This window comes from Streptomyces sp. G5(2025) (assembly GCF_049542075.1).
Taxonomy (GTDB): domain Bacteria; phylum Actinomycetota; class Actinomycetes; order Streptomycetales; family Streptomycetaceae; genus Streptomyces.
In genome coordinates this window covers 782,979-802,267 of record NZ_JBMUZT010000006.1, presented here as the reverse complement: position 1 = coordinate 802,267, position 19,289 = coordinate 782,979, and the positions used below count along the sequence as shown (strand labels likewise).

19 protein-coding genes and 5 pseudogenes are annotated in these 19,289 nt (G+C 71.9%); 8 read left to right on the top strand and 16 right to left on the bottom strand.

Annotation, left to right across the window (positions count from 1 at the left end; genetic code table 11):
• Nucleotides 1–149: 149 nt before the first annotated feature.
• Nucleotides 150–509 (bottom strand): hypothetical protein, encoded by a 360-nt coding sequence (locus ACOBQB_RS14385; RefSeq protein ID WP_423591992.1) that lies wholly within the window; start codon nucleotides 507–509, stop codon nucleotides 150–152.
• A gap of 182 nt (nucleotides 510–691) precedes the next feature.
• On the opposite strand from ACOBQB_RS14385, the gene ACOBQB_RS14380 reads away from it, so the two are divergent.
• Nucleotides 692–1,312: a DUF4352 domain-containing protein gene (locus ACOBQB_RS14380; RefSeq protein ID WP_423591990.1), complete on the top strand. Its 621-nt coding sequence runs from the start codon at nucleotides 692–694 to the stop codon at nucleotides 1,310–1,312.
• Between the two features lie 110 nt (nucleotides 1,313–1,422).
• On the opposite strand, the gene ACOBQB_RS14375 is transcribed toward ACOBQB_RS14380, so the two are convergent.
• Complete coding sequence (locus ACOBQB_RS14375) at nucleotides 1,423–1,614, bottom strand: CsbD family protein (RefSeq protein WP_423591989.1); 192 nt, start codon at nucleotides 1,612–1,614, stop codon at nucleotides 1,423–1,425.
• A gap of 24 nt (nucleotides 1,615–1,638) precedes the next feature.
• Entirely contained in the window at nucleotides 1,639–2,076 is a 438-nt protein-coding gene (locus ACOBQB_RS14370) for an STAS domain-containing protein (protein WP_423591987.1), read from the bottom strand.
• A gap of 293 nt (nucleotides 2,077–2,369) precedes the next feature.
• On the opposite strand from ACOBQB_RS14370, the pseudogene ACOBQB_RS14365 reads away from it, so the two are divergent.
• Nucleotides 2,370–3,412: pseudogene (locus ACOBQB_RS14365) on the top strand (NUDIX domain-containing protein).
• Nucleotides 3,413–3,439: 27 nt separating this feature from the next.
• On the opposite strand, the gene ACOBQB_RS14360 reads toward ACOBQB_RS14365, so the two are convergent.
• Nucleotides 3,440–4,795, bottom strand: a complete 1,356-nt coding sequence (locus ACOBQB_RS14360) for a dipeptidase (RefSeq protein WP_423591986.1) — start codon at nucleotides 4,793–4,795, stop codon at nucleotides 3,440–3,442.
• 135 nt (nucleotides 4,796–4,930) lie between these two features.
• On the opposite strand from ACOBQB_RS14360, the pseudogene ACOBQB_RS14355 reads away from it, so the two are divergent.
• Nucleotides 4,931–6,132 (top strand): annotated as a pseudogene (locus tag ACOBQB_RS14355) (geranylgeranyl reductase family protein).
• Between the two features lie 358 nt (nucleotides 6,133–6,490).
• Nucleotides 6,491–6,857, top strand: a pseudogene (locus ACOBQB_RS14350) (LuxR C-terminal-related transcriptional regulator); the annotation flags it as partial.
• Here ACOBQB_RS14350 and ACOBQB_RS14345 read toward each other — a convergent pair.
• Nucleotides 6,818–7,123, bottom strand: a complete 306-nt coding sequence (locus tag ACOBQB_RS14345; RefSeq protein WP_423591984.1) for a DUF6332 family protein — start codon at nucleotides 7,121–7,123, stop codon at nucleotides 6,818–6,820. The pseudogene ACOBQB_RS14350 and the gene ACOBQB_RS14345 overlap by 40 nt on opposite strands.
• Nucleotides 7,124–7,275: 152 nt before the next feature.
• On the opposite strand from ACOBQB_RS14345, the pseudogene ACOBQB_RS14340 reads away from it, so the two are divergent.
• Nucleotides 7,276–7,665 (top strand): annotated as a pseudogene (locus ACOBQB_RS14340) (MarR family winged helix-turn-helix transcriptional regulator); the annotation flags it as partial.
• A 97-nt stretch (nucleotides 7,666–7,762) separates the two neighbouring features.
• Here ACOBQB_RS14340 and ACOBQB_RS14335 read toward each other — a convergent pair.
• Together ACOBQB_RS14335 and ACOBQB_RS14330 are read right to left on the bottom strand one after the other, a co-directional pair.
• The gene (locus tag ACOBQB_RS14335) at nucleotides 7,763–8,506 is read right to left on the bottom strand and encodes a maleylpyruvate isomerase family mycothiol-dependent enzyme (RefSeq protein ID WP_423591982.1); all 744 of its coding nucleotides are present in this window, start codon (nucleotides 8,504–8,506) and stop codon (nucleotides 7,763–7,765) included.
• A 51-nt stretch (nucleotides 8,507–8,557) separates the two neighbouring features.
• On the bottom strand, nucleotides 8,558–9,949 hold the full coding sequence (locus ACOBQB_RS14330) for an MFS transporter (RefSeq protein ID WP_423591981.1): 1,392 nt from the start codon (nucleotides 9,947–9,949) through the stop codon (nucleotides 8,558–8,560).
• 15 nt (nucleotides 9,950–9,964) lie between these two features.
• On the opposite strand from ACOBQB_RS14330, the gene ACOBQB_RS14325 reads away from it, so the two are divergent.
• Nucleotides 9,965–11,197 carry an ROK family protein gene (locus ACOBQB_RS14325; protein ID WP_423591979.1) on the top strand — a complete coding sequence of 411 codons (1,233 nt, stop codon included), beginning with the start codon at nucleotides 9,965–9,967 and terminating at the stop codon, nucleotides 11,195–11,197.
• On the opposite strand, the gene ACOBQB_RS14320 is transcribed toward ACOBQB_RS14325, so the two are convergent.
• The 3 genes and pseudogenes from ACOBQB_RS14320 to ACOBQB_RS14310 form a co-directional block, all read right to left on the bottom strand.
• Nucleotides 11,194–12,444: an MFS transporter gene (locus tag ACOBQB_RS14320; RefSeq protein WP_423591977.1), complete on the bottom strand. Its 1,251-nt coding sequence runs from the start codon at nucleotides 12,442–12,444 to the stop codon at nucleotides 11,194–11,196. The genes ACOBQB_RS14325 and ACOBQB_RS14320 overlap by 4 nt on opposite strands.
• 150 nt (nucleotides 12,445–12,594) lie before the next feature.
• Complete coding sequence (locus tag ACOBQB_RS14315; RefSeq protein WP_423591976.1) at nucleotides 12,595–13,194, bottom strand: TetR/AcrR family transcriptional regulator; 600 nt, start codon at nucleotides 13,192–13,194, stop codon at nucleotides 12,595–12,597.
• An 80-nt stretch (nucleotides 13,195–13,274) separates the two neighbouring features.
• A pseudogene (locus ACOBQB_RS14310) lies at nucleotides 13,275–13,799 on the bottom strand (hypothetical protein); the annotation flags it as partial.
• On the opposite strand from ACOBQB_RS14310, the gene ACOBQB_RS14305 reads away from it, so the two are divergent.
• Nucleotides 13,762–13,923, top strand: coding sequence for a hypothetical protein (locus ACOBQB_RS14305; RefSeq protein WP_423591975.1), 162 nt, complete (start codon nucleotides 13,762–13,764; stop codon nucleotides 13,921–13,923). The pseudogene ACOBQB_RS14310 and the gene ACOBQB_RS14305 overlap by 38 nt on opposite strands.
• A gap of 116 nt (nucleotides 13,924–14,039) precedes the next feature.
• On the opposite strand, the gene ACOBQB_RS14300 is transcribed toward ACOBQB_RS14305, so the two are convergent.
• From ACOBQB_RS14300 to ACOBQB_RS14275, 6 genes are all read right to left on the bottom strand, one after another.
• The gene (locus tag ACOBQB_RS14300) at nucleotides 14,040–14,981 is read right to left on the bottom strand and encodes a phosphotriesterase family protein (protein ID WP_423591973.1); all 942 of its coding nucleotides are present in this window, start codon (nucleotides 14,979–14,981) and stop codon (nucleotides 14,040–14,042) included.
• Nucleotides 14,978–15,562, bottom strand: coding sequence for a DUF4865 family protein (locus ACOBQB_RS14295; RefSeq protein WP_423591971.1), 585 nt, complete (start codon nucleotides 15,560–15,562; stop codon nucleotides 14,978–14,980). Before ACOBQB_RS14295 ends, ACOBQB_RS14300 begins: the two co-directional genes overlap by 4 nt.
• Nucleotides 15,563–15,585: 23 nt before the next feature.
• Nucleotides 15,586–15,993, bottom strand: coding sequence for a (R)-mandelonitrile lyase (locus ACOBQB_RS14290; RefSeq protein WP_423591969.1), 408 nt, complete (start codon nucleotides 15,991–15,993; stop codon nucleotides 15,586–15,588).
• Nucleotides 15,994–16,004: 11 nt separating this feature from the next.
• A complete protein-coding gene (locus tag ACOBQB_RS14285) occupies nucleotides 16,005–16,613 on the bottom strand; it encodes a TetR/AcrR family transcriptional regulator (RefSeq protein WP_423591967.1) in 609 nt (202 codons plus the stop codon).
• Between the two features lie 223 nt (nucleotides 16,614–16,836).
• Nucleotides 16,837–17,310: an ATP-binding protein gene (locus ACOBQB_RS14280; RefSeq protein ID WP_423591965.1), complete on the bottom strand. Its 474-nt coding sequence runs from the start codon at nucleotides 17,308–17,310 to the stop codon at nucleotides 16,837–16,839.
• A gap of 200 nt (nucleotides 17,311–17,510) precedes the next feature.
• Nucleotides 17,511–17,840 (bottom strand): hypothetical protein, encoded by a 330-nt coding sequence (locus ACOBQB_RS14275; RefSeq protein ID WP_423591963.1) that lies wholly within the window; start codon nucleotides 17,838–17,840, stop codon nucleotides 17,511–17,513.
• Between the two features lie 331 nt (nucleotides 17,841–18,171).
• Between ACOBQB_RS14275 and ACOBQB_RS14270 the strand changes: the two genes are divergently transcribed.
• Nucleotides 18,172–19,278 carry a PLP-dependent cysteine synthase family protein gene (locus ACOBQB_RS14270; protein ID WP_423598474.1) on the top strand — a complete coding sequence of 369 codons (1,107 nt, stop codon included), beginning with the start codon at nucleotides 18,172–18,174 and terminating at the stop codon, nucleotides 19,276–19,278.
• Nucleotides 19,279–19,289 lie beyond the last annotated feature (11 nt).

The following is a 19,289-nucleotide window of genomic DNA, read 5'->3' as shown; positions in this document are numbered from 1 at the left end:
CGTACGTGTCCTATGGACGGCGCGTACGTCGCGTCGGCGTGCGTGTCCATGCCATATCCTTCCCCCGCCTCCGTACGGAAAGCCAGGCCCGAGGCGGGCAGCGCGATGCCCCCGCCCGAGTGGTACCGGGCGGGGGCATCGCGGGTGCGTCAGTTCAGCGGGGTTCTCACCATGCCGTGGAACTGGATCCGGGGCCAACCGCGCGCCTCGGCCATCTTGTTGATCGCGTCGGCGATGTCCAGCGGTGTGATGTTCTGCCCCGAAGGAGCGTTCTCGATCACCAGGCTGAACTCCACCGTCATCGAGGCGTCGTCAGCGGCGAGGCTGCTGTGTCCCGTGAACTCGCCCCCCATCGGCCACTCGACCTCGGAAGCCTGCTCCGCGCCGGCCGTCCCGGCCTCGGCTGCCTTGCCCTCGGCGGCCTGCGCCGAGCCCGCCGACGCGACGACGGCACCGGCCGCGGCCGAACCCGAGTAACCCAGCAAAGCACGTCTGGAAACTCCGGACATGTCCCCTCCTTCATGCCTTCTTCATGCCAACGGCCTCCCCCCTGGAGGCCGTTCGTGATCGTATGCGCGAAAGCGGCGCCGCGGGGGAGACTTTCCGCCACCCGGATCGAACGCTTTTCCTGTACAACCCTGCGCGGAGTTCACGGGTCCTTCACGTGTACTCATTCACCCCTGGGGGGAACATGCGCATCCGCGTCAGAAGCATCGCCGCCGGCGTCCTCGTACTGGGCGCGCTCACCGCCACCACCGCCTGCGGTTCGACGGACAACGACGTCAGCACCAAGCCCGAGAAGACCGCCGCCGGTGAGGCCACGAGCGGGGACAAGGCCTCCGAGGGCAAGCCGGCCGCCAAGGCCGAGCCCAAGCCCAAGGCCAAGGAGCAGCGGGATGCCGGGGTCGGTGACACGATCGCCGTGACGGGCCTGGAGGAGGGCAGCGGGCTCGACGTCACGCTGGTCAAGGTCGCGGACAACGCCACGTCGGGCGACGAGTACAGCGTCCCGGAGAAGGGCAAGCGCTGGCTGGGGCTCCAGTTCCGGCTCGTCAACACCGGCACCAAGGCGTACGGCGACAGCCCGCAGAACGGCATCCAGGTCACCGACGCCGACGGCCAGCAGTTCCAGACGACGTTCGCCGACATCACCGCCGGTCCGTCCATGTCCTCCGACGTGCGCCTCAAGCCGGGAGCCAAGGCCCTCGGCTGGGTCGTGGTCGAGGTCCCGAAGGGGGTCGAGGCCACGACGGCGCAGTTCACGATGGACTCGGGGATGGCTGATCACACGGGGGAGTGGAAGCTGAAGTAGCGGCGTGCCGGGGCGCCGCCGGCCACGGCAGCGCCCCCCGCTCGGGGCGAGGGGCGCGGCACACCACAGGACCGGACAGTGTCCTTGAGAGTTCTCAGGAAGGAGGGTTCTCAGGAATCGTCCCGCTTCAGCGAGTCCTTCATGCCCTCGGCCTTGTCGCGGGCGGACTCCACGGCGTCCTTGGCGCCGCCCTTGGCCCGGTCCGTCCGGCCCTCGGCCTCGCGGCGCTTGTCGCCGGTGGCCTTGCCGGTCATCTCCTTGGCCTTGCCCTTCAGCTTGTCCATGCCGCCTTTGCCGGCCATGGCTCCTCCTTGAGTTCGGTGGGCCTACCCGGCCAACGTAAGACGAGGAGGCGTGGCGCGCTCGCTCAGACGTCGCGCCGCCTGACTACGGCGTGAGCAGCGCCGCCCCCACGGTCGGCGCGGGGAGAGGGGCCCGGTGAGGTGCGTCAGGCGCAGCACGCGCAAGGTCAGTGGGTCCGCGCAGACGACGCGCAGCTGACCGCCCCTGTCGCTCACCCTCCGGTGGGCCCGCATCAGCAGGGAGACGCCGGAGCAGTCGAAGAACTCCACCTCGCTCAGATCGACGACCACGATCGGTTCCGGGCCGGTGGCCACGGCGTCGATCAGTGGGGCAAGCCGTCGATGGGCCACAAGGTCGATCTCGCCGTGCAGCTCGATCACGACGGCGTGGTCCAGCCCGTACACGCGCGGCGGTCGGTCGAAGTCCCCGCGCGCGCTCTCGCTCAGTTCGTTCTGCCGCATCGATCCCCCCAGCGCCGGCGCCGCACTCCCCGCGAGGGGGACGCGACGCTCCGGGAATGCCAGTGCCTTCAGGGCGCCGGGGACTGGGCGCCTGGCGGGCCACGCTAGCCGGGGACGGGCCGCTCCGGAGTGCGGGAACGATTCACGACAAGGCATCCCATGCGATCAGGTGAAAACAGGGCGGGCCGCTTGACATGGCGTATGTGGCGCGAACCGCTCGCCCATCAGCGCCTGGTTTCCATGGCAGGGTGTTGCGGGCAAGCCACAGGGGGCCGACGGAAGAGGGGGAAACCGTGATCGTCTGGATCAACGGCGCGTTCGGTGCGGGCAAGACCAGTGCCGCACGGGAACTGATCGAGCTGATCCCGAACAGCACGTTCTTCGACCCCGAAGTCATCGGCGGCGCACTGCCCCACCTGCTGCCGCCCAAGCGTCTCGCCGAGGTGAGCGACTACCAGGACCTGCCGATCTGGCGCCGTCTCGTCGTCGACACCGCGGCCGCGCTCCTCGCCGAGATGGGCGGCGTCCTCGTGGTGCCGATGACGCTGCTGCGCCAGGAGTACCGCGACGAGATCTTCGGGGGCCTCGCCTCGCGCAGAATCCCCGTGCGGCACATCGTGCTCACCCCTGACGAAACGATCCTGCGGGAGCGAATAGCCGGCCGCGAGGTACCGCCGGACCTGCCCGACGGTGACCTGCGCGTTCGCCAGTGGTCGTTCGATCACATCAAGCCGTACCGCGCGGCCCTCGCCGGGTGGCTCGGCGCCGACGCCCACCGCGTCGACACCACCGCGCTGTCCCCCGCGAGACCGCCGAGCTCCTCGCCGAAGCCGTGCGCACCGGATCCGCCCAGGCCTGCGACATCGTGCAGACGCCCGAGCCCACCGCGGAGACCCTAGCCGCGGGCGTGCTGCTCTTCGACGAACAGGACCGGGTGCTGCTCGTCGACCCGACCTACAAGGCCGGCTGGGAGTTCCCCGGCGGCGTCGTCGAACCCGGCGAGGCTCCCGCGCGCGCGGGCGTACGCGAGGTCGCTGAGGAGACGGGCATCCGACTCACCGGCGAACTCCGCCTGCTGGTCGCCGACTGGGAGCCGCCGAAACCGCCCGGCTACGGAGGGATGCGGTTCCTCTTCGACGGCGGCAGGCTCGACAGCGCCGAGGCCCACCGCATGCTCCTACCCGGACCCGAACTGCGCGACTGGCGCTTCGTCACCGAACAGGAAGCCGCCGAGCTGCTGCCCTCGGTGCGCTACGAACGGCTGCGCTGGGCGCTGCGCGCACGTGAGCGCGGTGCTGCCCTCTACCTGGAGGCAGGCGTTCCCCTCGACGGATGACCGCCCCAGGGGACGCCCGCCGGCCGGTCAGCTCGCGGCGTACTTCTGGAGGAACAGCGCCTCGGCGACCGAGAGGCGCTCCAGCTCCTCGGGGGACACGCTCTCGTCAATCGCGTGGATCCGCGCCTCCGGCTCGCTCAGGCCGATCAGCAGGATCTCCGCGCTCGGGTAGAGCGACGCGAGGGTGTTGCACAGCGGGATCGAGCCGCCGTGCCCCGCGTACTGCATCTCCTCACCCGGGTACGCCTCGCCCATCGCCTCGGCCATCGCCGCGTACGCCGGGCTCGTGGTGTCCGCGCGGAACGGCTGGCCCTGCCCGATCTGCTCCGTGTGCACCCGCGCGCCCCACGGCGTGTGCGCCTCCAGGTGGGCCTGGAGCAGCTTCGTCGCCTCGGCGGCGTCCACGCTCGGCGGCACCCGCAGGCTGATCAGCGCCCGCGCGCCCGCCTGCACGGACGGCGTCGCGCCGACCACCGGCGGGCAGTCGATGCCGAGCACGGTGACGGCGGGGCGCGCCCAGATCCGGTCGGCGACGGTGCCCCCGCCGATCAGCTGGACACCGTCGAGGACCTTGGCGTCCTTGCGGAAGGCGTCCTCTTCGTACTGAAGCCCGTCCCAGACGGCGTCGCCCGTGAGGCCGTCGACCGTCGTCGAGCCGTCCTCGGCGCGCAGCGAGTCGAGCACGCGGACCAGCGCCGCGAGCGCGTCCGGGGCGGCGCCGCCGAACTGCCCGGAGTGGAGGTTCCCCTCAAGGGTGTCGACACTGACGCGTACGAGGGTCATGCCGCGCAGCGTCGACGTCACCGTCGGCAGGCCGACCCGGAAGTTGCCCGCGTCACCGATGACGATCGTGTCGGCCATGAGCAGGTCGGGGTGCTGCTCCGCGTACCGCTCCAGGCCGCCCGTGCCCTGCTCCTCCGAGCCCTCCGCGATCACCTTGACGCTCACCGGGACCCCGCCGTTCGCCTTCAGGGCGCGCAGCGCGAGCATGTGCATGATGAGGCCGCCCTTGCAGTCGGCGCTGCCCCGGCCGTACCAGCGGCCGTCGCGCTCGGTCAGCTCGAACGGCGGGGTCGCCCACGCGGCCTCGTCGAGCGGCGGCTGCACGTCGTAGTGCGCGTACAGCAGGACGGTCGGCGCGCCCTCGGGGCCCGGCAGGAAGCCGTACACCGACTGGGTCCCGTCCGGGGTGTCGAGCAGCGCGACGTCCTGGAAGCCTTCGGCCCGCAGCGCGTCCGCCACCCAGTTCGCGGCGGCCTCGCTCTCGCTCCTCGGGAACTGCTCGAAGTCCGCCACCGACTTGAAGGCCACCAGTTCGGCGAGCTCCACCTTCGCCCTCGGTATGAGCGAGGCGACGGTCTCGGCGATCGGATGCGGCGACATGGGCACGCTCCTCGTAGGTGCGACGTTGTACCTGTGGATGCCTGCGATCCTCCCACAGGAGAGGCTCGCGGGGCTCCGCCGTAGGATGCCTGGGGAAAGCGCGGCCAACAGCGGGATCAGGAGCGGTAGACCAACGTGAGCAGCGAGAACTCAGCGGACGACGCCCGGTACGTGTGGGATGTCGTCGTGGTCGAGCCGGCCCCGCGGGGGCCTCGGCGGCCTATGCGGCGGCCGTCGCGGGACGCAGCGTGCTGCTCCTGGAGAAAGCCGAACTGCCGCGTTACAAGACGTGCGGCGGCGGCATCATCGGCCCGTCGCGGGACGCCCTGCCGCCCGGCTTCGAGCTGCCGCTGCGGGACCGGGTGCACGCGGTGACGTTCTCCCTCGACGGGAAGTTCACCCGCACCCGCCGCTCCCGGCAGATGCTCTTCGGGCTCATCAATCGCCCGGAGTTCGACCAGCAGCTCGTCGAGCACGCCCAGAAGGCGGGCGCCGAGCTGCGCACCGGCGTCACCGTCGCACGCGTGGAGCAGCACGGGCCCGAGGTGCCCGACCGGCGGACCGTCGCGGTCGTGCTCCAGGCCGGCGAGACCGTCCTCACCCGCGCCGTGGTGGGCGCCGACGGCAGCGCCAGCCGCATAGGAGCGCATGTCGGGGTCAAGCTCGACCAGGTCGACCTCGGCCTGGAGGCCGAGATCCCGGTGCCCGCGACCGTCGCCGAGGACTGGGCGGGACGGGTCCTCATCGACTGGGGCCCCATGCCGGGCAGTTACGGCTGGGTCTTCCCCAAGGGCGACACCCTCACCGTCGGCGTGATCTCCGCGCGCGGCGAAGGCGCCGCCACCAAGCGGTACTTGGAGGACTTCATCGCCCGGCTCGGCCTCGCGGGCTTCGAGCCGAGCATCTCCTCCGGGCACCTCACGCGCTGCCGCAGCGACGACTCGCCGCTCTCCCGCGGCCGGGTCCTGGTCTGTGGCGACGCGGCGGGACTCCTTGAGCCGTGGACCCGCGAGGGCATCTCCTTCGCGCTGCGCTCCGGGCGGCTCGCGGGCGAGTGGGCGGTGCGGATCGCCGAGGCGCACGACGCGGTGGACGCCCGCCGCCAGGCACTGAACTACGCCTTCGCGATCAAGGCGGGCCTCGGCGTGGAGATGAGCGTGGGGCGCCGCATGCTCCAGGCCTTCGAGCGCCGCCCCGGCATGTTCCACGCGGCGATCACGGGCTTCCGCCCCGCGTGGAACGCCTTCGCGAAGATCACGCGCGGCTCGACGACCCTCGGGGAACTGGTACGGACGCATCCGCTGGCGGGCCGCGCGCTGAGCGCGATGGACCGCTAGGGCGCGGCCGCTGGCGGACGTACCGCGGTGCGCGACAGGCGGGGCGTGGGTCGGGGCGGCCGGCGGGGCACCCGGAGTGGCAGCGCGAACGCGGGCCGGGTGGGCCGTACCCGGCGTGGGGCGGAGCGCCGATGTGGCGGTACGGGCCGTCCTCGTGGAACTCGTACGCAGGACGGAGCGCGGCGCCGGCTGCCCTGGCCGACGATGCTCGCGCTCACTGTGTCGGTGCGGATCGGCTATCGGTTTCGCCGGGCACGGCCAGCCCGGCCGTGAGAGCCTCACCCCGCCCCGCGCGTGCTGCTGCTCCTGGCCACGGCGGCCCTCCTGGTGCGCCACCGCCACCGCCACCCCGTACCCGTCGCTGCGCGCGGTGGTCGACGGCGACGCGCTGTTCTCGCCCGGTGTGATCCGCCGCCTCATCGCCGAGTTCGCGGCCCGTTATCGCCGAGTTCGCGGCCCGTTATCGCCGAGTTCGCGGCCCGTTCGAAGGAACCGGCCGCCGCCGACGCCCTGAGCGGACCCAGCGAGCGCGAGCGGGAGGTGATGGCGCTGGTCGGCATCGGCCAGTCGAACGAGGAGATCGGCCGCCGCCTGGTCGTGAGCCCGCTCACCGCCAAGACGCACGTGAACCGGACGGATGGTGAAACGGGGCGCCCCGTGACCGCGCCCAACTGGTCCCGCTCGCCTACGAGTCGGGCCTGGTCCGCCCCGGCCGGCCGGGTTGAGCCGCCGCCCGCGTGCGTCCGTGGAACCGCCACAGCACGGTGGTCACCCGCACCAGGAACACCACCGCGGCGAGCACGGGCCCCGCCGTCATGAGCGCGCTCGCGACGGCGCGTGGCGGGTCGAACGCCAGCAGAGGACCGGCGGTCACCACGCCGAACACCGCGAGGGCCACGACCACCCCGCTGGCGAGCGCGTAGCCGATCTCGATCGTGATCGCGTCCCGGTCGGCGGCCGACCGTCGCCCTCCATACCCCGTTTGTGCCATGCCAGGAAGTGTCACAGCCGGGTGCCCGGCGGGCAAGGGACCGCCACTGGGCACCATCCCGCTCGCAGGAAAATTATATGCGTATGCAGAGAGTGCATATGCATTAGATTCTGATGCAACAAACTGGGCGCTCTCTGCTACCGTCGCATGTCATGGCGGCGAAAACGGCCGAGCAGGGGCTCGTGGATCAATGGCGGGACATCCTCGCGGTGCATGCGCGCACACTGTGCGAACTCGACCGCGAGCTGCATCCGCACGGCCTGGGGGCGAGCGACTTCGAGGTCCTCGACGTCCTGGCCGAGGGATCGTCGGACGACGGTGGCTGTACGTTCCGCGTCCAGGAGATCTCCTCGCAGGTCCACCTGAGCCAGAGCGCGCTCTCGCGTCTCATCGGGCGTCTGGAGAAGGACGGCCTCGTCGAGCGCGGCATGTGCAGCGAGGACCGGCGAGGGGTGCGGGTCTCCCTGACCGACAAGGGACGTGAACGGCACCGCGAGGTGCGGCCGTTGCAGCGGGCGGTGCTCAAGCGGATGCTCTCCGGCTCCGACTGCGGTTCCGGTTCGGGTTCCGGTTTCGTTTCCGGTTCCCGTTCTGACTCCGGGGCCCGGTCCCATTGAGTCCGCAGCCGACGGCCACAGGTCAGCGCATGACGATGGCGGACCTCTCCCGCCACAGCGCGGCGAGCGAGTGGTCGCCGGTCACCTCGGGGAACGGCAGCCGGTTCCACAGCGCCAGATAGAGCCGTGCCGCCGGGCCGGAGATCTCGCAGTCGGCGGGGGCCGTGGCGCCGCGCTCCACGACGGGCGGCCCCTCGAAGAGCCGTACGGTCCAGATCCGCTCGTCGGCCGTGTCGGTCGCCCGCACGCGCAGCACCCGCGGCACGTCGCTGCGCACCCGGCTCTTGTCCCGCGCGTGGAAGCCGAGCACCAACTCCTCGATCCCGTCCACGGCGAACTCGACGGCCACCGGCGACGGCTCACCGCCGCGCGCGGACTCGGCGTCGGCCCGGTGGACGGTGGTCTCGTTCGCCTGCCGCCGGGCCCAGAAGGTCAGCGGTGACGGGGCGGGCAGGAAGGTCCAGCACGTGACGTCGGGCGGCGCGGCGGTGAGCGTGTCGACCAGCGCGGCGTGCCCTTCGCGGAACCAGTCGAGGAGCGCCGCGCCGTCCAGCTCGGGCAGCTCCCCGCCGAGCCGGAACTCGGTGCGCCGCTCGGTGACGAACGCCGCCGCCCAGCGGTGCACCATCCCGGTGTGCCGCAGCAGGTCCCGTACCTCCCAGTCCGGGCAGGTGGGCACCTTGGCGTCGGGCCCGGCCTGTTCGGCGGCCCGGGCCAGTAACTGCCCTTCGGCGCTGATCACTTGGATGTACCGGGAAATGTCCATGCGCAGAGTGTGTCGGATGGAGTGCGGTCGAACCCGAGCCTCCGGAATATGTCAGACCGTTTCCGTATGGCCGATGTCCTCGGTATGTGCCGGATGGGTCGTGGGTGCCGGGTGTTCCGTGTGCCGCGTCGCGAAACCGATGCAGGCGGCGACCCCCGCCAGTACGGCCACGCTCGTCAGTGCCGTGGGCAGGGAGTACCAGTCCGCCATGAAACCGATGAACGGCGGCCCGACGAGCATGCCGCCGTAGCCGAGCGTGGACGCGGCCGCGACCCCGCCTGGACCGGCCAGCGCTCCCGCGCGTTCGACCGCCACGGGAAAGATGTTGGCGAGCCCGAGCCCGGTGACGGCGAAGCCCGCGAGGGCCGGGCCCGTCGAGGGCGCCAGGGACCCCAGCAGCATTCCGGCGCACGCCGTCGCGCCGCCGCCGACCACGGTGCGGGTCCGGCCGAGCCGTTCGAGGAGCGTGGTGCCCATGAGGCGGCCGACGGTCATGGCGAGGGCGAAGCACGAGTACGCCACGGCGGCGACGCCCGGGTGCGCGCGCAGGTCCTGCTCCAGGTGCAGCGGGCCCCAGTCCGCGATGGCGCCCTCGCCGTACGCGGTGCACAGCGCGATGAGCCCGAACACGAGGACGAGGGCGCGGGTGCGGCGGTCCGTGCGGGGCGGACGGCTGCGGGGGGAGGCCGCGGAGTCCTGCGGTCGCGGCTTCGGCTGTGCGCCGGCGCGTGCTCGTACACGATCCGCCGCCCCGTGCCGCAGCAACGCGGGCGCCGTCGTCGCGGTGACCGCGAGGCCGACGACGGTGATGCCCAGCAGGTGCGGGGTGGGGGAGAGGTGCCCCGCGACCAGGCCGCCGAGCCCCGAGCCGACCATGCCGCCCAGGCTGAACGCCGCGTGGAAGCTGGGCATCACGGGCCGCCGCAGCGCGCTCACGAGATCGACGGCGGCGCTGTTCATCGCCACGCTGATCCCGCCGTACGCGGCTCCGAAGAAGAGCAGGACGAGCCCGAGCACGAGCACGGAATCCGTCAGCGGTGGCAGCGCGACGCTCAGCGGAAGCAGCACACCGCAGGCCACGGTGACCGGGATGCTGCCGTGGCGCTTGCAGAGCCGTCCGGTGAGCGTCATCGTCACCACCGCTCCGGCGGAGACGGCGAGCAGCGCGAGCCCGAGCTCGCTCGCCGAGGCGCCGGTCCGCTCCTTGACGGCGGGGATGCGCACGACCCAGCCGGCGAAGACGAAGCCGTCGAGGGCGAAGAAGACGGTGAGCGCCGCGCGCAGGCGGCGGAGGTCGGGGGCGGTGGACCGCGACGCTGCGGACCCGAATTTGTTTAGTAGCGGCACAAAGTCAGGGTAGGGGTGGGCGCCGGTGGCGTACAAGACGGTCGTGGCGAGGAACGGGCGGATGACGTCCGCGCGGCGATGCCGTGTACGGATCATGGGAGACTCGCCCTCATGAACGGCAAGGCTGGCCCCCGCGCCGAGGGGGAACTGACCACGCGTACCCGCCTGGAGCGAGGGCGCGGCGCGCTGGGCCCCGCGCTCGAACTGGTCCACACCGGGCGCGCCCCGACCCGTGCCGTGCTCACTGCCGAGCTGGGCGTCACGCGGGCCACGGCGGGTGCCGTCGCCGCCGAGCTGGAGGCGCTCGGCCTGATCCGCATCGACGCGAAGCCGAGCGCGGCCGCGGGGTCGCAGGGCAGGCCCTCGCACCGGCTCTCCATCGCGGAGGAGGGGCCCGTCGCGCTGGCGGCGCAGGTGCACGCCGACGGGTTCCGGGCCGCGCTCGTCGGGCTCGGCGGGCACACCGTAGCGACCGCGCCGGGTTGCGAGATCATCGACGCCGACCCCGCGCAGGTCATCGGTTCCGTGGTCGACGCGGGCGCGCGGCTGCTGCGGGAGACCGGCAGGCGCTGCGTGGGGGCGGGCCTCGCCGTGCCGTCGGCGGTGGCGGAGCCGGAGGGCACCGCCTTGAATCCACTGCACCTGGCGTGGCCCGCGGGCGCGCAGGTCCGGGAGATCTTCACCGAGCGCGTGCGCGCCGCTGGCATCGAAGGGCCGGCCTTCGCGGGCAACGACGTGAACCTCGCCGCCCTCGCCGAGCACCGCCACGGCGCGGGCCGCGGCGCCCGCGACCTGCTGTGCGTGGCGACCGGCCACCGCGGCGTCGGCGGCGCCCTCGTCCTCGACGGCCGCCTGCACAGCGGGAGTTCGGGCCTCGCCCTGGAGGTCGGCCACCTCACCGTCAACCCCGAGGGGCGCCCCTGTCACTGCGGCAGCCGCGGCTGCCTGGACGTCGAGACGGACCCCCTCGCCTTCCTGACGGAGGCCGGCCGTGAGCCCGGCCCTGAGGGGCTGCTCGTCCAGGCCCGCACTCTGCTCCGGGACGCGTACGCCGACCCGGCCGTGCGCTCGGCGGCGGAGGCGCTGATCGACCGGCTCGGTCTCGGCCTCGCGGGGCTCGTCAACATCCTCAACCCGGACCGGATCGTCCTGGGCGGTCTGCACCGCGCCCTGCTGGAGGCGCACCCCGAGCGGCTGCGTGCCGTCGTCGCGGACCGCAGCCTCTGGGGCCGCAGCGGCAGCGTGCCGATCCTCGCCTGCACGCTGGACCACAACAGCTTGGTGGGGGCCGCCGAGCTGGCCTGGCAGCCCGTGCTCGACGACCCTCTCGGGGCGCTCGGTTAGACCGTCTCGGGCACTTCGCGCGCGGCCGGTCGCTCAGCCTCGGCCGGCACCGAAGGGACGGCTCGGGGCTCGGTTCGAGACCCGGTTCGGGACTCGGTTCGGGATCCGGCTCGGCGGCGCAGCGCGTCCGGCAGCAGCGTGACGAGGCCCAGTGCGGCGAGCCCCGCGCCGATCCACAGCGGCGCCCGCAGGCCGAAGGCGTCGATGGCGGGACCGCCCACGGACGTGGCGATGATGATGCCGAGGGTGATGAAGGACGAGTGGACGGTGTTCACCAGCGGCCGCGCGTTGCCGGTGCGCTGGACGCGGGTGACCAGGGCCGGGTTCATGGTGACGCCGACGAGGCCGATGCCCATCATCAACACCACGGCGGGCACGGTCAGTTGGGCGAGGAGCGCGAACCCGGCGAGGAAGGCCAGGTTCAGCGCGAGACCGACGACGAGCACGGGGATGGCGTGGCGGTCGGCGAGCCGCCCGACGACTGTGTTGCCGACGACGGTGGCGGCGCCGTACGCGATGAGCAGCAGCGGAACGGTGCCGGTGGAGAAGCCCGTGATCTCCGTGAGGATCGGGTTGAGGTAGCTGAAGGCGGAGAAGGTGGCGCCGATCACGAAGGTGCTGGTGGTGAGGGTGAACCACAGCCGCGGGTTGCGGAAGGCGCCCAGTTCCTGACGGAGCCCGCCGCTCTCCTCCGTCTCGCCGTCGGCGCTCGGCACTCCCGCGAGCGTGGCCAGGGCGGCGAGCACGGTCAGGACGGTGATGGCCCAGAACGCGGCGCGCCAGCCCAGGTGTTCTCCGATCACGGTGGAGAGCGGCAGGCCGAGCAGGGTGCCCAGCATCAGTCCGTTGAGGGCCACGGCGACGGCGCGGCCGCGCACTTCGGGCCGGGTGAGCCGGGAGGCCAGGGAGATGGAGACGCCGAAGAAGGCCTGGGAGGCGATGCCGGTGAGGATCCGGGCCACGAGCATCGTGCGGTAGTCGGGTGCGAGCGCGGCGAGGACGTTGCCGACGAGGAAGACGCCGAACAGCAGGAGCAGGGCGCTCTTCTGACGCATCCTCAGCAGAGCGATCGTCAGGAAGGGGCCGCCGAGGGCCATCGCGGCGGCGAAGGCGGTGATGAGGTAGCCGATCTCGGGGATCGTGGCGTCCAGTCCCGCGGCCATCTGCGGCATCAGTCCGGCGACCACGAACTCGCTGGTCACCATGGCGAAAATGCCAAGGGCCAGTACGTATACGGCACGGGGCATGGTGGTGTGCTCCTGTCGGGGTTTCGTTTTGGACGACTCAGTACAAAATGAAGGCGCGAAAGGGCGTGAAAGGGTGCGAAAGGTGCGCGGGAGCGACAGAGGCGCGATGCGCGGCGGCGTACGGGGCCGGGGGGCGGAGGTGGGCGGCCGCTATCGGGGGATCAGCGCGTCGAGCGCGGTCTCCGCGATGTCCTCCAGGGCGGCCCGGTCGGCGCCGCCCTGCGCGGCGACCCGTATGCCGCCGATGACGGCGTTGACGTAGCGGGCCAGCGAGTCCGCGCCGCGTTCGGCCGTGATGCCGCCGTCCCGCTGGCCGGACCGGATGGCGGTGCGCAGCATGGCGAGCCGCGTCGCGAGATCCCGTTCCAGCATCGTGGCCGCTTCGGGGTCGCGTGCGGCGAGCTCGACGGTCGTGTTGACGGTGAGGCAGCCGATGCTGTGCCCGTCCTTGCGGTGCTCGAACTCGCCCTCGATGACCGTCGCGAGCAGGGCGCGGACGCGCTCCAGGCCGGATCGCTCCACGTCCTCCAGGATGTCGAGCTGGGTGGCGTTCATGGTCTGCATGTAGCGGGCCAGGGCGCGCCGGAACAGATCGTGCTTGCTGCTGAACGTGTTGTAGATGCTGCTGCGGCCCAGGCCGGTGGCTTCGCACAGATCCTGGGTCGAGGTGGCCTCGTAGCCGTTCTCCCAGAAGGCGCGCATCGCCGCGTCCAGGGCCCGCTCCTCGTCGAAAGTCCTCGGTCGGGCCATGGGAGGACCGTACCGGTTTTGGAACGTGCGGTGCAATACGTTGCCTGCGCCCGCTCGGCCGACTGTCGGCGCCCTCGCGTTCACCGGCGCTGACCAGTCCTGTCTCGTACGCGACGATGACGGCCTGGACGGTCACGCAGTCCGAGCTCGGCGAGGATGCGGGCGACGTGCGTCTTGACGGTCGTCTCGGCCAGGTGGAGGCGGGCCCCGCCCGCTCCCGGCTGCCCACCGGTGTCGGTGACTTCCACCCGGAGCCGCCGCGGTCCGTACTCGACGGCCACGGCGGCGATGGCGCCGGACGCGTGCTTCACGGTGTTCGTCAGGGCCTCCTGGACCACGCGGTAGGCGGCCAGTTCGATGCCGGGCGGCAAGGGGCGGGGCGACCCGGTCACGGTCAGGCCGACGGGCACCCCGGCGTCCCGGACCCGTCCGACCAGCGCGTCCAGCCGGTCCAGGCCGGGTTGCGGGGCCGGCTTCGCCGCCGTGCCGAGGGCGTCCGCGCCGCCGTCCGCCCCCTCGTCCTTGTCGGCCATGGTGAGCAGCCCCATCACGTGGCGCAGTTCCGTCATGGCCGCCCGGCCGCCCACCTCGACGGCGAGCAGCGCCTACGACGGGGCAGAACTGCTGCCGCTCGCGCTCGGCTGCCTCGTCATCGCCACGCTGGGCGCGCTGCTGCCCGCTGGATGGGCCGCCGGGGCCCGGACCGCCACGGCTCTGCGCACCGAGTAGGGGGCCGGGGTTCAGGGCTGCGGGCTCGGAGCTGGAAGTTCAGGGCTGAGGGTGAGGGCTCGGGGCTCGGAGTTCGGGACCACGACCCTCCCCGGCGCTCATTCCAGGACACCGCGTCAGGCGTCGTTCCCGGACCACTCCACCGCGAAAGCCAGCCCCGCGTTGACCGTCAGCATCCGTTGCGTCAGCTCCTCGCCCACCGCGAGTTCGAGCCGGGAACGCACTTCGCGGAGCAGATGGGGCATGCCGGGGCCGCCCCGCACCGACCGCGCGTCCGCCGTGGTCGTGTCACCGCCGAGGAGCAGGCGGTCGCCGAAGCCGGCGTCGGCCAGGGAACGCACCGCGTCCGGCATGCGCCAGTCCGTGGCGTGATGGGCGCGGGACGGGCCGTCGAAGGCGAGGAAGGCGCCCGCTTCGGCGGCCTCGCGGTGAACGCTCAGGTCGGGGGAGCGGTTGAGGTGGCCGAGGATCACCCGGTGCGCAGGCACGTCCAACTCCCCGCAGAGCAGGTCGAGTACGTCCAGCCCGGCGGTGCCCAGTTCCAGGTGGACGGCGATCGGCGAACCCGTCGCACGGTGGGCCTCGGCCGCGGCGGTCATCGTCCGGCGGGCGTGGGAGTCGAGGCCGTGGAAGCCGCCCGCGACCTTGATCAGCCCGGCCCGCACACCGGAGTGCCCGATGCCTTCGGTGAGTTCTCGGACGAACAGATCCGCCAGGCCCTCCGTCCGGAGCCGCTCCAGCAACCCAGGGTCGTAGTGCACGGCTTGGTGCAGTCCCGTCGCGGCGACGACGTGGACGCCCGCCGCCCTTGACAGCTCCGGCAGCCGCCCCGCCTGCCGGCCCATGCCGTGCGGCGTCCACTGCACGACACTCCGCCCGCCCGCCGCGCGGAACGCCGCCAGCTCGTCCGCCGCGGTCCGTGCCGAGTCCAGCTCCTGGCCCGGCAGTCGAGGGCTGCGCAGGAACAGGTGGTCGTGGGCGTCGCAGACCCCCAGCCGCGCCGGGGCGATGTCACCGAGGACCGTGCGAACCGTGTGGACCGTATGGTCTGCCGTCACCACTGCCGTCCGTCCCTCAGCTTCTCGCGCTCGGGTGTCGACAGGTGCAGCACCTGGAAGACGTCGCCGAGGCCGTCGGGTGCGTCGTGCTCCCAGAGCGAGAAGTGCACCGCTTCCCAGGTGCGCGGGTCGACGGCGGTCAACGCGCTCAACGCACCCTTCGTCCCGGTCAACTGCCTGGCTGCCTCGGCGAGTTCGTCCGCCAGCTGAGGGAGGCGTGCCGCCTCGGGGATGCTCTGGCGGCGCCGTACCGCGGCCCTCGCGGTAATCCCCGGCGCGGCCTGATCCTCGTACGCGAGGACCGGCCAGTGCTGCACGACCGGCCGCCCGAAATCGTCCGAGAGCCCTTGGAAGCCGGGGCCCCAGAGGAAGGAGTTCATGCCCGCGGCGGTGTTCCAGAGGTAGAAGGGCGCGTACTGGTTGACGGGCGAGCCGTCCCTGCCGCGCTCGCGCATCAGATAGGCCTTGAAGCCGAGCCCGGCGAACGCGTCGAGAAGATGGCCCTTCGACGCGACGCGGTGGCGGATGACGCCCATGTCGTAATCGGCGGGCAGGGTGATCTCGTACTGCATGGCGTGCATCGCGTACCTCCCTGGTTGCGGGCTCAGTTGGGGCAGGAGGCGGTGGCGGTGGTGTCGTCGACCAGGGCGCCCCACTCCGCGGTCGTGCCGTCCTGCGCCGCCTCGACCACGGCGAGGTGCGTCATGAACGTGCGCGGTCCCGCGCCGTGCCAATGCGCCTCGCCCGGCTCGATCCAGACCGTGTCGCCCGCCCGGATCGGCTCGACCGGACCGCCTTCGCGCTGCACCAGCCCCTCGCCCTCGGTGACGTGCAGGACCTGGCCGTGCGGATGACGGTGCCAGGCGGTGCGTGCGCCGGGGGTGAAGTGGACACTGAACATCCGTAGCCGGGAGGGGGCGTCGGGTGCGGCTATCTCGTCGAGCCAGACCGTTCCGGTGAAGTGCTCGGCGCGACCCTGCGTGCTGTCCGGTCGATTGCGGGTGATGTGCAACGTTCCTGTCCTTACTGGGAGTTGGCGCGAGAGGCAGAGGAGGCGGGGGTGGGAGAGGAGGGGGCGCAGGCGCCGAGGAGGGTGAGCAGGCCGCGCACCGCCGTGTCGAAGGCGGCCGGTGCCTTCGACGAGCGGGCCAGGACATAGCCGCCCTGCACCGTCGCGACGATCGTCGAAGCGATCTCCCGAGGGTCGAGCGACGCCACGAACTCGCCCTGCTCCACGCCCTTTTGGAGAATCCCGGCGAGGCGGTCGCGCAGCCAGTCGAGGGTCTCGGTGACGGGTGCGCGCAGCTCGTCGCTCGCGATGACGTCCGGGTCCATCGTGAGCCGACCGACCGGGCAGCCCCTCAACACGTCGCGTTCGCGCAGGAGATAGGCCTCGACGCGCGCGAACGCCGGCCCGGAGCCGCCGAGCACCGCCTCCGCCGTGGCCCGCATCTCCTCGGCCGTACGCCGGATCGCGGCGAGCGCGAGGTCGGGTTTGCCCGCGAAATGGTGGTACATGCTGCCCTGCCCCGCGCCCGCGTGCTGCTGGATGGCCTTGGGGCTCGTACCGACATAGCCCCGCTCCCACAGCAACTCGCGAGTGGACTCGATCAGACGTTCCGGAGTGCTCATGCGAGTACTGTACATACTAGTAGGTACAGAAATCTATGGAGTCCGGAGTCCGGAGTCCGGAGTCCGGAGCCCGGAGCCCTTGGAGTCCGCAGAGAGGGAGTGCGTGCCGGGACGTGCTGGGCGTGGCCTGCGCAGCGATCACAGCTGCGGGCGATGGCCCGCAGCTGCGATCGCTGCGGGCCATCGCCCCTGAGCGGGGCCGCGGTGGAAGGTCACCGCCCGGTCAGCCGGCAACGGTCGACCGGGCGGGAGTTTTCGCGGCCGACCCGTACACGGGGTACGACGGCACAGTCGCGGTGGGCGCGGGCGCGGGGAGGGTGAACCACACCGTCTTCCCCGCGTCGCCCTGCGGGCACACGCCCCAGCTCTCGCTCACCGCGGCGACCATCGCGAGGCCTCGGCCACAGGTGGCGAAGGGATCGGCGTCGTGAACCTCGGGGAGCCTCGGGTCGTGGTCGTGGACGGAGACCGTGAGACGGTCGAGCAGCAGCTCGATCTCCACGGTGCACTCCTTGTCCGGCTCGGCGTGCCGATGGACGTTGCTGAGCAACTCGGTCACACCGAGGGCGGCCTGGTCTATCAAGGGATCGAGATGCCAGTAGCGCAACTGCGCAGAGACGATTCTGCGGACCTGGCGGATCCGCGACGGCAGAGCCTGGAGCTCCACCGTGCAATGCCTGCTTTGTTGGCTGATCACGGCTGCGACTCCCCGAATTGAGGTCCGGAAGAAGACGACGTTCGGATCGAGCAGGGGGCCGCTTGGTCTGCCGCCTGCTGCGTGGCCGGCGGCGGGCTGGTTCTTCAGCGTCATCGCCGGTAAACCCAGAGTGATGTGAGACCAGAGTGACCCAGGGGGTGCGGGCGTGCAACTCGCGTGTCGCGCCGCGCTCCCGCCGTTCAACCCCGCCGGCGGCGCTCCGCGGCCCTGCCCACCGCTTCGATGAACCTGCGCACGGTCGACGGCCCGCCCTGGCCGGGGCCCGGTTCGCGCCCGCCGAGCGTGAGGCTGTACCGCCTGCCGTTCACCTCGGCCAAGGCCCGGTCCTCGGCGGCGAACCACGGCTTGCCCGTGCGCACCGCCTGGACCGGGGCGCTGTCGATCTCCTTGCCGCAACTGGTGAGCAACTCCAGCCTGCCGTCGGCGATTCGGACCTGCCCGGCCCGGGTGAGGGAGCGCAAGCGCCGCCCGATCCGCACACCCGTGGCCGTGAACTCCGGCTCCGCCATGACGCTCCGCCCCCTTGTGCGCTCCGGTGCTGTCCCTCCGTCCGGGACAGGTGCCTCGTGCGGTGCAGTCTGCACGCGCCAGGCGGGGAGCACCAGTGCGCATGGAGACGTCGGACCGGCGCGCCCACGCGCCCCCACATGCTGCCTCACAGGTCTTGACCCGCCACTGCGCCAGCTGTGCCTTTGAGCTGCCCAAAGGTGTGTTTATGCAGGTGAGGAGCGTGCAGGGGGTGTTTAAGATCGAGGGGTACGGCCGCGTCGAATCGCGTCCGGCACGACGCGAAGGAGCCCCGCGGTGAGCACCACACAGCAGGATCGAGCCGACGAACCGATGCCCACACTCGACGTCGACCACAGCGACGACGAGTACCGCGCCTGGCTCAAAGAAGCCGTCCGCAAGGTCCAGGCCGACGCCAACCGCTCGGCCGACACCCACCTGCTGCGCTTCCCGCTGCCCGAGCACTGGGGCATCGACCTGTACCTCAAGGACGAGTCGACGCACCCCACCGGCAGCCTCAAGCACCGCCTCGCGCGCTCCCTCTTCCTCTACGGCCTGTGCAACGGCTGGATCAGGCCAGGACGCCCGGTCATCGAGGCCTCCAGCGGCTCCACGGCCGTCTCCGAGGCGTACTTCGCGAAACTGACCGGCGTGCCCTTCATCGCGGTGATGCCGCGCACGACGAGCGCCGAGAAGATCCGCCTGATCGAATTCCACGGCGGCCGATGCCACTTCGTGGACGACCCGCGCACCATGTACGCGGAGTCGGCAGCCCTCGCCGTCGAGACCGGCGGCCACTACATGGACCAGTTCACGTACGCGGAGCGGGCCACCGACTGGCGCGGCAACAACAACATCGCCGAGTCCATCTACCAGCAGCTCAGGCTGGAGCGCTACCCCGAGCCCGCGTGGATCGTCGCGACCGCGGGCACCGGCGGCACCTCGGCGACCATCGCGCGCTACGTCCACTACATGCAGCACGACACCCGCATCTGCGTCGCCGACCCGGAGAACTCCTGCTTCTTCGACGGCTGGACGAAGAACGACCCGGACGCGACGAGCGACTGCGGCTCGCGCATCGAGGGCATCGGCCGCCCGCGCATGGAGCCGAGCTTCGTGCCGGGGGCCATCGACCGCATGATGAAGGTGCCGGACGCGGCGTCCGTGGCCGCCGTACGCGCCCTGGAGCAGGCCATCGGCCGCAAGGCGGGCGGCTCGACGGGCACGGGCCTGTGGAGCGCCCTGAAGATCGTCGCCGAGATGGTGGCCGTGGGCCGCACGGGCAGCGTGGTCACCCTGATCTGCGACCCGGGCGACCGCTATCTGGACAAGTACTACTCCGACACGTGGCTGGCCGAACAGGGCCTGGACATCGGTCCCTACGCGGAGGCGATCAACACCCTGCTCGCCACCGGCGAATGGCCCAGGCGGCTGTCGTGACCCTCCCCGGC

Bases quoted from the DNA above. Each gene is read 5' to 3' on its own strand.
- ACOBQB_RS14285 (WP_423591967.1), bottom strand. From the start codon at position 16,613: ATGAGCACTCCGGAACGTCTGATCGAGTCCACTCGCGAGTTGCTGTGG.
- ACOBQB_RS14295 (WP_423591971.1), bottom strand. From the start codon at position 15,562: ATGCACGCCATGCAGTACGAGATCACCCTGCCCGCCGATTACGACATG.
- ACOBQB_RS14275 (WP_423591963.1), bottom strand. From the start codon at position 17,840: ATGGCGGAGCCGGAGTTCACGGCCACGGGTGTGCGGATCGGGCGGCGC.
- ACOBQB_RS14385 (WP_423591992.1), bottom strand. From the start codon at position 509: ATGTCCGGAGTTTCCAGACGTGCTTTGCTGGGTTACTCGGGTTCGGCC.
- ACOBQB_RS14270 (WP_423598474.1), top strand. From the start codon at position 18,172: ATGCCCACACTCGACGTCGACCACAGCGACGACGAGTACCGCGCCTGG.
- ACOBQB_RS14360 (WP_423591986.1), bottom strand. From the start codon at position 4,795: ATGTCGCCGCATCCGATCGCCGAGACCGTCGCCTCGCTCATACCGAGG.
- ACOBQB_RS14330 (WP_423591981.1), bottom strand. From the start codon at position 9,949: ATGATCCGTACACGGCATCGCCGCGCGGACGTCATCCGCCCGTTCCTC.
- ACOBQB_RS14325 (WP_423591979.1), top strand. From the start codon at position 9,965: ATGAACGGCAAGGCTGGCCCCCGCGCCGAGGGGGAACTGACCACGCGT.
- ACOBQB_RS14375 (WP_423591989.1), bottom strand. From the start codon at position 1,614: ATGGCCGGCAAAGGCGGCATGGACAAGCTGAAGGGCAAGGCCAAGGAG.
- ACOBQB_RS14380 (WP_423591990.1), top strand. From the start codon at position 692: ATGCGCATCCGCGTCAGAAGCATCGCCGCCGGCGTCCTCGTACTGGGC.
- ACOBQB_RS14345 (WP_423591984.1), bottom strand. From the start codon at position 7,123: ATGGCACAAACGGGGTATGGAGGGCGACGGTCGGCCGCCGACCGGGAC.
- ACOBQB_RS14305 (WP_423591975.1), top strand. From the start codon at position 13,762: ATGGCCGCCCGGCCGCCCACCTCGACGGCGAGCAGCGCCTACGACGGG.
- ACOBQB_RS14370 (WP_423591987.1), bottom strand. From the start codon at position 2,076: ATGCGGCAGAACGAACTGAGCGAGAGCGCGCGCGGGGACTTCGACCGA.
- ACOBQB_RS14335 (WP_423591982.1), bottom strand. From the start codon at position 8,506: ATGGACATTTCCCGGTACATCCAAGTGATCAGCGCCGAAGGGCAGTTA.
- ACOBQB_RS14320 (WP_423591977.1), bottom strand. From the start codon at position 12,444: ATGCCCCGTGCCGTATACGTACTGGCCCTTGGCATTTTCGCCATGGTG.
- ACOBQB_RS14315 (WP_423591976.1), bottom strand. From the start codon at position 13,194: ATGGCCCGACCGAGGACTTTCGACGAGGAGCGGGCCCTGGACGCGGCG.